Source organism: Marinobacter sp. UBA2498, from assembly GCF_002341575.1.
In the GTDB taxonomy this organism is placed as follows: domain Bacteria; phylum Pseudomonadota; class Gammaproteobacteria; order Pseudomonadales; family Oleiphilaceae; genus Marinobacter; species Marinobacter manganoxydans.
In genome coordinates, this window is sequence record NZ_DDOI01000068.1 from 34,756 (window position 1) to 47,328 (window position 12,573).

A 12,573-nucleotide genomic window follows, 5' to 3' on the forward strand; every position below is an offset into this window, starting at 1 on the left:
CCGCAGGCAACGGCTCACGGTCATTTTCGTAGCACCGACCCTATCGGCAATATCCTGCAGTGTTGGGCGCTTCTTTTTAACCATTCAGTTTTTCCGCCTCCGGTCGGGTGTACTCAGCACTGCCAGGCAGCGCTCAACAATGCGGTCGGGTGGCTCGCAGACGTCGACGACAATGGCCCCTTCCCCGGGTTCCGGCTCCTCCAGCGTGCGAAACTGACTTTCGAGCATGGAACGACCATTGAAGTAGTGATCTTCCCGACTGGAATGCCGAGACCAGATGGTTTCCATGTCGCCCTTGAGATAGACAAACTGCAGTGACGGATTACCCGACCTCAGCCGGTCACGGTACGCCCGCTTGAGGGCAGAACATGCCAGCACCAGACCGCCTTGCTCACCCTGGACCAGCTCTGCCAGATCATCCAGCCAACCGCTACGGTCGGAATCTGTCAGCGGCACACCGCTGGCCATTTTGGCCACGTTGGCCGGACTGTGAAAGTCGTCGGCATCGAAAAACGGCACCTGAAGACGTTCCGCCAGCCGGGTACCAATCAGGCTTTTGCCACACCCGGACACACCCATGACGATGATTTTGGAAACGCTCATATCACTGCCACCACAAAGCCAGTTGCGGGAATGCGATCAACAGGGCCAGCGCAACAATCTGCAAGGCAATAAATGGCAGTAGCGACCGGAAAATCTCGCCGAGGGTGATGTCCTTGGGGGTTACCGTTTTCAGATAGAACGCGGCCGGGCCAAAGGGCGGTGACAGGAAGGATACCTGCATATTCATGCAGAACACCACACCGAACCAGATCGGGCTGTAGCCCAGCTCCGTGACAATGGGCACGAAAATCGGCATGGTCAGAAGAGCCACCCCGACCCAGTCCAGGAACATGCCCAGAATCAGTAGAATAAACATCATGAACAGGATGGTGGTTAGCCCATCCCCGCCACTGACTGCAAAAACCATCTCGCGGACAAACTCGATACCGCCCATCAGGTTGTAGACGCCCACAAGAGCGGTGGCGCCGATGCCGATCCAGATGATCATGCCACACACCCTCAGGGTACTGATGGTGGCTTTGCGCACCATGGCCAGAGACAGTTCTCCCCGGATCCAGGTACTGATGGCAATGCCCAGCACACCCAGGGCCGAAGCTTCGGTGACCGACGCCACGCCGCCATAGATGCTGCCCAACACGACCACCACCGACAGAATCGGGAACAGCAGGGCCTTGAAGAAGTTCGGCGCCGGGGTTTCCGGCTGATCCTGGTCGGAGGGGATGGGGGCCATCTCCGGCTTCAGCCAGACCCTGACCAGCACGTACCCCATATAGAGTAGCGCCAGGATCAGCGCAGGCAGGAACGCCCCCTTGAACAAATCACCAATGGAGACGTTTGCGGTCAGGCCATAAATGATCAGGACAATGCTCGGCGGCAACATGGTGCCCAGCGCACCACCGGCACAGGTGGTGCCAATGGCCAGCTTGCGATCGTAACCCAGACGCAGCATCTGCGGCAGTGCCAGAATACCGAGCAAAACGGTTTCGCCACCGATCACCCCCGACATGGAAGCAAGGATCACCGCCACCACCAGGGTCTGGAGGGCAACACCACCGCGCAGCTTGCGGCCAAAACGGGCCATAGCATCAAACAGGTCCCGGGCAATGCCGGAATGATCCAGTAGCGATGCCATCAACACGAACATCGGCACCGCCAGGAAAACGTAGTTGCCTATAAAGCTGTAAAGACGACTGCTGACAATCGGCAGCGCGTCAGGGCCAAACCAGCCCAGGGCAAAGACCAGGGCCACCAGGCCGGTGGCAAAGGCCAGCTGCATGCCGGTCAGCAACAGTACGATCAGCATCACCAGCATCAGCAGGCTGCCGTAGCCAATTCCGAGGGAAGCCAGCTCAAACATTGTCTTTCTCCCCTGCCGGCGCCGGACCACGCAGATCACGAATCAGGTGCAGGACAAACTGGAGGGTCATGACAGCAATCGCCACCAGAATGATCACCTTGAGAAAGGCGGGAAACGGCGGATTCCAGGCCGACCCGGAGGTCTCCAGGCGCCAGCCGCCCCAGGGGGCCCAGACAGCGCCCCTGGCCATGAACCAGCTGGCATAGAGCAGCATCGAACAGAACGCCAGCCCGAACAGATGGTGAACCACCCGCAGCCAACGCTGGACGGCCGGGGACACTGCGTCGTAGATCAGCACAATACGCACGTGGCGATCGGTGGCCAGGGCATAGAGCCCACCCAGCACGAACAGGGTGGCACCGGCGAAGGTCACCGTTTCATGCACCCAGAGCGTCGGCGAACCGAACACATATCGGCGGACAATCTCGTAGAAAGACACCAGGACGATCAACGCGAATACCAGGCTCAGCTTTTTCCCCAGCCAGACAATGGCGCGGTCAAGGCGGGTAAAGCCGATATCCTCGTCGGATTCGGGCAGCAGATCACCCTGGCCCGGAGTGCGCTCCGGGCCGGAGGAAAGGTTTGCAGCAGACATAATGAACTCCGCGCACCGGGCAGGCCCTGCCTGCCCGGTTACTGGTTACGGGGCATTGCCTTCAGAGCAGGCCCTGGGATTCCAGATAGCCGGTTACCGACTGATAGACTTTCTCGGCATTGGGGGATTGCTCAGCGTATTTCTTCCACTGGTCCCGGGCAATGGTGCGGAACTTCCGGCGCTCTTCCGCCGACCAGTCATGAACGGTGATATCCGGATTGGCGCGGGCTTCCCTGACGGCCTTCTTGTCCGCCATGGCCAGCTGGGTGCTGATATCCTGGGCGAAGTCCCGGGCCGAGACGGTCATGATCGTCTGAATGTCCTTGGGAAGCTCTTCCCAATCTTCCAGGTTCATGGCAATTTCGATCAGCGGCAGCGAGTGGAAGCCCGGGTACACCGGATGCTCGGCAATCTCGTGCAAACCGGCTTCGTGGTTGGTGGAGAACACCGTGTAGTCGGCAGCATCAATAACACCCTTACTCAGTGCGGTGTAGACCTCGGAACCCGGCAGGTTCACTGGCGCCGCCCCCGCGGCGGCAAACACCGACTGCACCAGACCTTCCGGTGCACGCATCTTGAGGCCTTTCAGGTCCTCCACACCGTCCAGCGGTTTCTTCGAAACAAACGACTCCAGGCCAGTGCCACCACCGCCAACAAACTTCACGCCATAGGGCGCGTAGAGCTCGTTCATCAGCTCATAGCCACCGCCATAATTGATGTAATCGATGAGCTGGTCCGGGCTGGACCAAGCGCCCACGGTATTGCCAATTAGCCCGAACGCGGGATCCTTGCCGGAAAAATAACCGGTCACCGACACATGGCCATCCAGGACGCCCATATTCATGGCACCGAGAGTTTCGGTATGGCTTACCACACTGCCCACGGGCAGCAGATCAATGGCAACACGGCCACCTGTCATCTCTTCGACGCGATCAGCCCATTGCTGCTGAATCTCGAAGTTCTTGACGCCAGAGGGATCGGAGGACTGGAACTTGAACGTGTAGTCCGCCGCGAAGGCGTTAAAGGCAAGTGCAGCTGACAGTAGGCCAGTCGCGAGTCGGGTCGGGAACATAATAGCGTCTCCTGATTGTTTTTGTGCCGGCATATGTTACCGGTAACATCAGAAGCCTATCGAATTCGGAAACCACTTACAAGGGTGTTTTCGAGCAGGAAACAGCGAGGATTAAAAAACCGGTCTGCCAGAAAGCAGACCGGTGAAACGTCAGGGTTTGCGACGTGCTAAAACCTGAGATCGCACTCAGGAGACGCAAGGAATATCCGAATTCCCAACGTCACCGTTATGAGTCCGATTTTCGCCAAAAGTTCCAGGCTAGATCATTTTTTGATCGATTCTTCGGATTTCACTTACACAGGGCCGCGCCCAGATCGTCCCTGTCGTGCAGTGCCGGCCGATACTTCTCTCTCAGAGCCATCACACGCTCACGATACGCTGGCGTCAGGTAGGGAATTTCCAGGGTGAGCACCTGGTAGATGCCCTGCTTCAGCTCGGTGAGCGTGAGACAGGCAGATTCCTCGGCCGCATGGGCGGTTTTCAGGAACGCCATCCAGTTGGTAATCACCAGCCACACATTCAGCGACATGGCCGATCGCAGGTCTTCCTCCTGGGGTTCAATAATCCCGGCTTCCGCCAGTTTTTCGAAAATGCGACTGATTGACGTCAGGCAGCGGTTGGTGAAATCGCGATAGTCCTGTCGCAGTCTCTTGTCGCTGTCCAGAAGGTATTCCAGATCCCGGTGGAAGAACCGGTAACTCCAGAGGCCGTCAAAGACCGACTCCAGATAGAAGGTCATGTCGTCCAGGGTCATGGCCCGGTCTTCCGGAATGTCCAGGTAGAAATCCACCAGTTTTTCGTATTCCAGGAAGATCTCGTAAATGATGTCCGACTTGTTGCGGAAATGGTAATAGAGGTTGCCCGGCGAAATGGCCAGGTGCGCCGCGATATGGTTGGTGGTGACGTTGCGCTCGCCCCGCTCGTTGAACAGCTCCAGGCTGGAGAGCAGTATCTTGTCTCTTGTCTTCATAGACCCGTCGGCGTTTGTTGTTGTATCGCTCACAGATGGCCCGATTCGCCACCCGCCTCCGCTTGACTCACTAGAGTATATACTCTAATAATACCCCCAGACGCAAATTGAACACTTTTTCGCCAGTCGTTCAATACCTGAAATAACGGGCCACCGACGAAGCATGATCGGGGCCGAAGAGGAGAAAAATCATGGGAGCCACTGTCGTTCAGCTCACCGAGAGCAAGAAACAGATCCAGCACACCCACCGCGTGTTTGAGGATCAGAAAAAGGCGTTCCGCAACAATCCCATGCCTTCCCTGGCCGAGCGGCAGGAAAACCTGAAACGCCTCAAACGGGTGCTGCTGGGTAACCAGGACCGGCTTCTGGATGCCATCGACCGGGATTTCAGCTGCCGCTCGAAGGACGAATCCCTGATTGCCGAGGTCATGCCGTCGATCCAGGGCATCAACTACACCCTGAAGAGCCTCAGCGGCTGGATGAAGCCGTCCAGGCGCCACGTCTCCGTGCTATTCCAGCCCGCCAGCAACAAGGTCCACTACCAGCCCAAGGGTGTGGTTGGCGTGATCGTGCCCTGGAACTACCCTCTGTACCTGGCGGTGGGCCCACTGGTCGCATCTCTGGCAGCGGGCAACCGCACCATGATCAAGATGTCGGAGTACACGCCACACACCTCGGCCCTGTTCAAGGAGCTGATTGAAGCCAGCTTCCCGGAGGACCTGGTCTCGGTTATTAATGGCGAGGCCGACGTGGCTGCAGACTTCTCGTCACGTCCGTTTGATCATCTGCTGTTCACAGGTTCTACGTCGGTGGGCAAGCTGGTCATGAAGGCCGCAGCGGAAAATCTGACACCGGTCACCCTGGAGCTGGGAGGCAAATCCCCGGCCGTGGTCTCCCCGGATGTGCCCATGGAAGACGCGGCCCAGAGAATCGCCTTTGGCAAGGCTTTCAATGCCGGCCAGACCTGCGTGGCGCCCGATTACGTCCTTTGCCCCGCTGACCGGGTGCAGTCGTTTGTCGACGAGTTCCGTGCCCGTTTTTCCGAGATGTATCCCAGCCTGCGGGACAATGACGACTTCACTGCCATCATCAATGAGCGGCAGTACGATCGACTGCAAGGCTACCTTGAGGACGCCCGGGAGAAAGGCGCCGAATTGGTGGAGATCAACCCTGCCCGGGAGAATCTGAAGGACGGCACCCGAAAACTGCCCCTGACGCTGGTGCTGAACACCACTCCGGATATGAAGGTGATGCAGGATGAGATCTTCGGTCCGATTCTGCCGATCGTCAGTTACGGCAGCCTGGATGAAGCCATTCACTACATCAATGATCGTCCGCGGCCTCTGGCGCTGTATTTCTTCGGGTACGACAAGACCCAGCAGCAGCATGTGGTGGATAACACCCACTCTGGAGGCATGTGCATCAACGATTCCCTGATGCACGTAGCCCAGGATGATCTGCCTTTCGGTGGCATCGGTGATTCCGGCATGGGGCACTATCACGGCCGTGAGGGGTTCCTGACCTTCTCCCATCACCGGGCCATTTTCACCAAGCAGAAATTCAACAGCGGCAAGTTTGTCTATGCGCCCCATGGGACAACTGCGCACAAATTGGTTTACAAGTTCTTTATCCGCTGAGAACTCGGAGTCTGTCGCGGGCTGGTAGCCCCTTCCAAAACACGCCGTGAATACGTCCGTGTAGGCTTGAGCAAAACATCCCTGTTTTGCACAGTTTTGGAAGGGGCTACCAGCCCGCGACGATTCAGCATTTTCCCCGCTATCCAAAAACAATAACGAGAACACACCCATGCAGAAACAGATCCCTGATCCGTCAGGACACCCTCAATTTGCCGATCTCAACCGCCGAAGCTTTCTAAAAACCGGACTTGGCGGTGCCGTGTTTCTGGGCACCGTCAGCGTCACCGCCGGGCTTAGCGGATGCGCCACTCAGCCGGCGGGCCGGCTGAGTGCCGTTGGCACCCGGATGGACGCCAGCTACCAGTTCCGGTTTTTAAACGAGGATGACATTGCGCTGTTCGAGGCCTTGTTGCCCGCCATGATTGGGCCGGGTTTGCCAGAGCAGCCACAGGCCAGAAACCTGGCAATTGCCGGGACGATCGAGCGGATTGATGCCGGCATCCACAAGTTCGGACCAGCTAACCAGAAGGAACTGCGGCAACTGTTTGACCTGCTGAACTTCGGGCTCACTCGGGTGACCGTTGCCCGGGTCTGGTCCAGCTGGCCGAATGTGACAACGGCGGAAGCCGACGCGTTTCTGGAGCGCTGGCGCACCAGCCGTATCGGGCTGTTCAACAACGGCTACATTGCGCTGACCAAGATCAGCAACGTGGCGTTTTATGGCTATCGGGATTTCTGGCACCTGTCCGGCTATCCCGGACCACCGCAATACGCGGTCGACGCATTGCCACAATTCCAAAACGCCTGATTGCCAGCTGATCTGACGGAGCACAAACATGTCATTGACCGATCGTATTGCCCAGGGCCTGGAATCAGGCTGGAACGTCACCGATAGCGCCCTCCTGACGCAAAACCTGACCGCAGAAGCGGACGTTGTTGTTATCGGAACCGGCGCCGGTGGCGGCACCACCGCCGAGATTCTGGCCCGCAGCGGGTTGTCCGTGATACTCGTGGAGGAGGGCCGGCTTTACTATCAGAAAGACTTCAAGATGGACGAGCAGACCTCCTATGCCAACCTTTACCAGGAAGGCATGAGCCGGGTAACCCGGGACGGGGCAATCGCCATTTTGCAAGGCCGCTGCGTGGGCGGTTCCACCACGGTAAACTGGACTTCCAGTTTCCGGACACCGGCGCCCACGCTCAATTACTGGGCCGAGCAGTTTGGCCTGGACGAACTTCGGCCGGACGCCATGGCGCCCTGGTTCGATGGCCGGGAAGAACGCCACTCCATGGCCCCGTGGCAGGTCGACCCGAACGTCAACAACGACATCTTGCGCCAGGGCTGCGAAAAACTGGGTTACAGCTGGCAGATCATTCCCCGCAATGTGAAAGGCTGCTGGAACCTGGGCTATTGCGGCGTCGGCTGCCCGACCAACGCCAAACAGGGCGCCCTGATGACCACCATTCCGGGGGCGCTCGATAACAACGCCCGGCTGTTCCACAGCCTGCGCGCCGACCGCCTGGTAATGAACGAGGACAAGATCGACCACCTGGAAGCCTCTGCCTTTGCGGATGATGGTGTCACCCCGACCGGGATCAAGGTCACGCTCAAAGCCCGACACTTCGTGGTCGCCGCCAGCGCCATCGGCAGCCCCGGCCTGCTGCTCCGCTCCGACATCCCGGACCCGCACCAGCGGATCGGCAAGCGTTCGTTCATCCATCCGGTCAACGCCACCGTCGCCCAGATGCCTCAGCGCGTCGATCCGTTCTATGGCGCGCCCCAGTCCATCTACTCGGACGAATTCAACTTCCGAAACGGCGTCGACGGCCCGGTTGGTTACAAACTCGAGGTGCCACCGCTGCACCCGGGCATGTCCAGCGGCGTCATACCCGGCCACGGCGAAACCCAGATCAACAACATGGCCGGCCTGCCCCACATGCAGTCCGTCATCGCCCTGCTCCGGGACGGCTTCCACCCCGAAAGCCCCGGCGGCACAGTCTCCCTCCGCGACGACGGCAGTCCGGTACTGGACTACCCCGTCAGCGACTACCTCTGGAAGGGCATCCGCGAAGCCTTCCACACCATGGCCGAAATCCAGTTCGCCGCCGGTGCCGAAAAAGTCCGCCTGATGCACCTGGATTCCGACTGGTACACCAACTGGACCGACGCCAAAGCCGCCATCGACCAGCTCCCCATGGCACCCCACCGCGTCCGCCTGTTCACCGCCCACCAGATGGGCGGCTGCGCCATGGGAAGCAATCCGCAAAACTCGGTCGTCAACGGCTTTGGTGAACACCACCAGGTCAGCAACCTCAGCATCCACGATGCCTCGATCTTCCCCACCAGCATCGGGGCAAATCCGCAGCTGTCGGTTTACGCCCTGGCGGCACGGAACAGTACAAGGTTGGCTCAAAGACTCTCGCGAGCAGCCAGCTAGCATTGCGCGCAGATAACAGCCCCAGTTTCCTTCGGGGAGGCTCGCACGGGGATGAAAGGGCTGGCTGGAAGGGCTTGTCCGGGAATGTGAGAAGCCATGGATGGCTTCGCTCAAGCGCACATGGGTGAGACAAGCGATTATGAAGCGAAGCTTCATGCGCAGGCGAACGACAGCAATCTGTGATTGCTGGCCGGACCCCGAAGGGGTGCTTGTAGCGTTTCCCGGACAAGCCCTTCCAGTCGGCCCCACCACATAGCCGACATGCACGACCTGAAGCCCCGGACGCCTACAGAGTCTCCGAAAATGCTGCTATCCTTGGGCCTCGCAAAGAAAGGAGCTGCGCATGTCCAAAGTCATCTACCCGGGCACCTTCGATCCCATCACCAACGGCCACACCGACCTGATCGAACGGGCCGGCCGAATGTTTGATGAAATCGTCGTCGCCATCGCCTACAACCCCAAGAAACAGCCACTTCTCGATCTAGAAGAACGCTGCGAACTGGTCCGCCAGGCGACCGCGCATCTCCCCAATGTCAGCGTCACCGGATTCAGCAACCTGCTCGCCGATTTCGTCCGTGAACAGGGTGCCACCGTGATCCTCCGTGGACTCCGGGCGGTATCGGATTTCGAATACGAATTCCAGCTGGCCGACATGAACCGCCGTCTGGCTCCGGAAGTGGAAAGCGTTTTCCTGACACCGGCCAATCACCTGTCCTACATCTCCTCCACCCTGATCCGGGAAATCGCATCCCTGGGTGGCGATGTCTCGGAGTTTGTTGATCCGGCGGTAGAGGCTGCCCTGAAAAAGAAGTTCAGCTGAAGCTGAACTAACAAAAAAGCCCCGACCAGCGGGGCTTTTTTATGGCAATGAAGCAGCGGCGTCAAAGCAACGGCGGCAAAGGAATTTCCACACCGTTCACGTCCAGCACAAGATCTTTCATACTGGCATCAAGCACCAGACTGTCACCCTGCTCTACCAGCAGCCCCTGCTTTATCAGCGGTGCCAGCTGTAACCGGAATTCCGGGTATTCCTCCGCGAGCGCGACGGGCAGACTGAGATCCATTTTGCCGGTCAACTGCTGCATCACCATCAGCATTTCTGCTTTCTGATCCGCCGTCAGCTCCGGATGGGCGATCCGGGCGCTGCCTTCTATCACACCCTCCGGGGTGGTCACCGTCAGCTCTGGAAAACCAACCGAGAACCCGGCTGCTGCCAAATCCCGAACGGCGGCATTCACCTGCTGCATGGCGGCCATCTGCTGCTCAAACTGCTGGGGACCGCCAGAGGCCTGAGTGATAGCCAGCGCCTGCATGGATGAAAGGCTCTCGGTCAGGTTGCTCCAGGCCGCCACATCCAGCCCGGACAATGCGAACACCAGTCTCTGGGGACCATAACGCTCATCGGCCGTTGAAACGCCAGCGACCTCGAACGTCATTCGTGAATCCAGGCGCTCACCATCGTTGACCGGCTCGCTGCTGCTAAGAACCGAAATCCCCTGAAGCATGAAGGGGGCTTCCGCCGCCGGGGTCACAGCAACCGATTCCACCGCAATCTCGCCGGAGCCGGTCCAGACCTCACCGGTCAGATGACTCATGGTTTGCTCGAGGCGGAAGTCGCTGACCTGGATATCCAGGTCCGGACCGGACAGGGTTACTCCCGGCCAGACCATCAAGGCATCGGCCTGAGAACCGGCCTCACTGACCTCAATTCTTGCCAAGCCGCCACTTGAGGCCAGGGTCTCCCCGGTATCCGGGTCCGTCAGGGTCATCTGGGGCGCTTCGAGTTCGAGAACAGCGGTACCCCAGAGACGGGTTTCCAGGGTCAGCTTCGGCTCCTCACCGGAGAACCAGTCGCTATCGCCGGCGGCCCAGCCATCCTCGGGCAGGAAATCCATCAGGCTGCCGGTCACGCCATGGGTCACATTGGCCCGGTAGGCAAGCTTCTGGGATTCACCGGTTTCCGGATTGATCAGGTTCACCGAACCTCTGAAACGGGCCCCGAGAATACCTCTCTCATAGTTATCCGTTTCCATGCGAAGGAAGGGTTGTGCATCGTTCACCTCCGCTGTTGCCTGGTGCCACTGCTGCTCAGTTGCGTATCCCACGACCCAGGGCAGGCCGCCCGCTACAGCCAGCACACCAGCGCCGGCAATCATCCATTTGGTGTTCAAACAACTTTCTCCAGTTCGGGAATCAGGTTTTTCCGGTCAGCCGTTCAAGCAACACCAATTGTGAGGCAAGGCGCTCTTCACCTTCTGCGGGCTGGTTCTGAATATAACTGCCGTCCGGTTGCAGTACCCAGGACTGGCAATTGTCGGCCAGGTAGGTATCCAGATCTTCTCTGACCCGGGCGGCAAGATCAGGATCGTCCAGGGGGAAAGCGGTTTCCACCCGGCTGAGCAGGTTCCGTTCCATACCATCGGCACTCGAACAGTACACATCCGGGCGGCCATTGTTGCCAAAGTAGTAGACACGGGTGTGCTCCAGGAAGCGGCCAATGATCGACCTCACCCGAATATTCTCCGAGAGGCCCGGCACTTCCGGACGCAGACAACAGATGCCGCGGATGATCAGATCGATTTTCACACCGGCCTGTGAAGCCCGGTAAAGCGCCTTGATCAGCTGGATTTCCGTCAATGCATTGAACTTGAAGATGATCCGGCCCTTGTCCCCAAAGCCCGCTTCCCGATCAATCAGGCTCAGTAGCCGGGGATGGAGGGTGAAGGGCGAATGAAACAGCTTCTTGATCTTCAGGGCCTTACCCATGCCGGTAAGCTGCTGGAACAGCTTGTTGACGTCGTCGCTGATGGACTCATCGCAGGTCATGAAGCTGTAGTCGGTATACAGACGGGCGTTACCGGCATGGTAGTTACCGGTGCCCAGGTGCACATAGCGGCGCAGCCGTCCCTCCTCACGCCTCACAATCAGAATCATCTTGGCGTGGGTTTTGTAACCAACCACGCCGTATACCACGATCACGCCCGCTTCCTGCAGCCGACTGGCCAGCTCGAGGTTCTCGGCCTCACTGAATCGCGCCCGTAACTCGATAACCGCGGTAACCTCCTTGCCGCGGCGGGCCGCATCCGCCAGCGCCTCGACAATCTCCGAGTCTGCCCCCGTCCGATATAGGGTCTGGCGAATCGCCAGAACCTGAGGATCCTTGGCGGCCTGGCGCAACAGATCAACGACCGGGCTGAAATTTTCGTAAGGGTGCAACAATAGAATCGGGCGCTTGCGAATGGCATCGAACATCGATTCCTTGCTGCGTATCAGCTTGGGAATCGACGGCGAAAAACCGGAATAGGTGAGGTCCGGACGGTCCACCAGCCCTCCGACCGCCATCAATCGGGTCAGGTTCACCGGGCCATGGACCTGGTAAAGATCGCGCTCGGTCAGACCGAATTCCTTCAGCAGGAACTGAACCAGCTCTTCCGGGCAGTTGTCGGCAACCTCAAGGCGCACGCCGTCGCCAAACCGGCGACTGAGCAGCTCACCACGCAGGGCCGAGGCCAGGTCTTCCAGATCGTCTTCAAGCTCAAGGTCGGCGTTACGGGTCAGCCGGAACTGATAGCAGCCTTTCACCTCCATGCCGGGGAAGAGCTCGTCGGCGTGGGCGTGGATCATGGACGACAGGAACACCAGGTTTTCGCCACCATTGCAGACATCATCAGGCAGACGGACCAGGCGGGGCAGCGAACGCGGAGCCGGCACAATCGCCATGCCGGTTTCCCGCCCGAAGGCGTCCTTGCCGTCCAGCTCAACAATGAAGTTCAGGCTTTTGTTGACCAGACGCGGGAACGGGTGCGAAGGATCCAACCCGATGGGGCTGACCACCGGCAGGATCTCCTCCTCGAAATAAGTGCGCACCCACTCCGCCTGCTCCGGCGTCCACTCCCGGCGCCGGACAAAGTGAATGTTCTGCTCTTCCATCTCGGGAATC

Annotated in this window: 11 protein-coding genes; 4 read left to right on the plus strand and 7 right to left on the minus strand. The window is 59.0% G+C overall.

Going from position 1 to position 12,573, the window contains the following annotated elements:
* Nucleotides 1-84: 84 nt before the first annotated feature.
* From B2W52_RS09785 to B2W52_RS09805, 5 genes are all read right to left on the minus strand, one after another.
* Complete coding sequence (locus tag B2W52_RS09785; protein ID WP_008173477.1) at nucleotides 85-603, minus strand: gluconokinase; 519 nt, start codon at nucleotides 601-603, stop codon at nucleotides 85-87.
* A gap of 1 nt (nucleotide 604) precedes the next feature.
* On the minus strand, nucleotides 605-1,921 hold the full coding sequence (locus B2W52_RS09790) for a TRAP transporter large permease (RefSeq protein ID WP_286802782.1): 1,317 nt from the start codon (nucleotides 1,919-1,921) through the stop codon (nucleotides 605-607).
* Nucleotides 1,914-2,516 (minus strand): TRAP transporter small permease subunit, encoded by a 603-nt coding sequence (locus B2W52_RS09795; RefSeq protein ID WP_273068917.1) that lies wholly within the window; start codon nucleotides 2,514-2,516, stop codon nucleotides 1,914-1,916. Before B2W52_RS09795 ends, B2W52_RS09790 begins: the two co-directional genes overlap by 8 nt.
* 61 nt (nucleotides 2,517-2,577) lie before the next feature.
* Complete coding sequence (locus tag B2W52_RS09800) at nucleotides 2,578-3,588, minus strand: TRAP transporter substrate-binding protein (protein ID WP_286802786.1); 1,011 nt, start codon at nucleotides 3,586-3,588, stop codon at nucleotides 2,578-2,580.
* 289 nt (nucleotides 3,589-3,877) lie between these two features.
* Complete coding sequence (locus tag B2W52_RS09805) at nucleotides 3,878-4,558, minus strand: TetR/AcrR family transcriptional regulator (RefSeq protein WP_008173486.1); 681 nt, start codon at nucleotides 4,556-4,558, stop codon at nucleotides 3,878-3,880.
* A 191-nt stretch (nucleotides 4,559-4,749) separates the two neighbouring features.
* Between B2W52_RS09805 and B2W52_RS09810 the strand changes: the two genes are divergently transcribed.
* The 4 genes from B2W52_RS09810 (at nucleotide 4,750) to coaD (ending at nucleotide 9,453) form a co-directional block, all read left to right on the plus strand.
* Nucleotides 4,750-6,195 (plus strand): coniferyl aldehyde dehydrogenase, encoded by a 1,446-nt coding sequence (locus B2W52_RS09810; RefSeq protein ID WP_286802789.1) that lies wholly within the window; start codon nucleotides 4,750-4,752, stop codon nucleotides 6,193-6,195.
* 169 nt (nucleotides 6,196-6,364) lie between these two features.
* Nucleotides 6,365-7,003: a hypothetical protein gene (locus B2W52_RS09815; RefSeq protein WP_008173490.1), complete on the plus strand. Its 639-nt coding sequence runs from the start codon at nucleotides 6,365-6,367 to the stop codon at nucleotides 7,001-7,003.
* Nucleotides 7,004-7,031: 28 nt separating this feature from the next.
* Nucleotides 7,032-8,633, plus strand: a complete 1,602-nt coding sequence (locus tag B2W52_RS09820; RefSeq protein WP_008173492.1) for a GMC family oxidoreductase — start codon at nucleotides 7,032-7,034, stop codon at nucleotides 8,631-8,633.
* Nucleotides 8,634-8,976: 343 nt separating this feature from the next.
* Nucleotides 8,977-9,453: a pantetheine-phosphate adenylyltransferase gene (gene coaD, locus B2W52_RS09825; RefSeq protein ID WP_008173494.1), complete on the plus strand. Its 477-nt coding sequence runs from the start codon at nucleotides 8,977-8,979 to the stop codon at nucleotides 9,451-9,453.
* 61 nt (nucleotides 9,454-9,514) lie between these two features.
* Here coaD and B2W52_RS09830 read toward each other — a convergent pair whose 3' ends face one another.
* A complete protein-coding gene (locus B2W52_RS09830) occupies nucleotides 9,515-10,804 on the minus strand; it encodes a DUF945 family protein (protein WP_286802793.1) in 1,290 nt (429 codons plus the stop codon).
* 22 nt (nucleotides 10,805-10,826) lie between these two features.
* Nucleotides 10,827-12,573: polyphosphate kinase 1 (gene ppk1 / locus B2W52_RS09835; protein WP_286802795.1), on the minus strand; the 1,747-nt coding region annotated here is incomplete at its 5' end.

Bases quoted from the DNA above. Each gene is read 5' to 3' on its own strand.
- B2W52_RS09785 (WP_008173477.1), bottom strand. From the start codon at position 603: ATGAGCGTTTCCAAAATCATCGTCATGGGTGTGTCCGGGTGTGGCAAA.
- B2W52_RS09790 (WP_286802782.1), bottom strand. From the start codon at position 1,921: ATGTTTGAGCTGGCTTCCCTCGGAATTGGCTACGGCAGCCTGCTGATG.
- B2W52_RS09795 (WP_273068917.1), bottom strand. From the start codon at position 2,516: ATGTCTGCTGCAAACCTTTCCTCCGGCCCGGAGCGCACTCCGGGCCAG.
- B2W52_RS09800 (WP_286802786.1), bottom strand. From the start codon at position 3,588: ATGTTCCCGACCCGACTCGCGACTGGCCTACTGTCAGCTGCACTTGCC.
- B2W52_RS09805 (WP_008173486.1), bottom strand. From the start codon at position 4,558: ATGAAGACAAGAGACAAGATACTGCTCTCCAGCCTGGAGCTGTTCAAC.
- B2W52_RS09810 (WP_286802789.1), top strand. From the start codon at position 4,750: ATGGGAGCCACTGTCGTTCAGCTCACCGAGAGCAAGAAACAGATCCAG.
- B2W52_RS09815 (WP_008173490.1), top strand. From the start codon at position 6,365: ATGCAGAAACAGATCCCTGATCCGTCAGGACACCCTCAATTTGCCGAT.
- B2W52_RS09820 (WP_008173492.1), top strand. From the start codon at position 7,032: ATGTCATTGACCGATCGTATTGCCCAGGGCCTGGAATCAGGCTGGAAC.
- coaD (WP_008173494.1), top strand. From the start codon at position 8,977: ATGTCCAAAGTCATCTACCCGGGCACCTTCGATCCCATCACCAACGGC.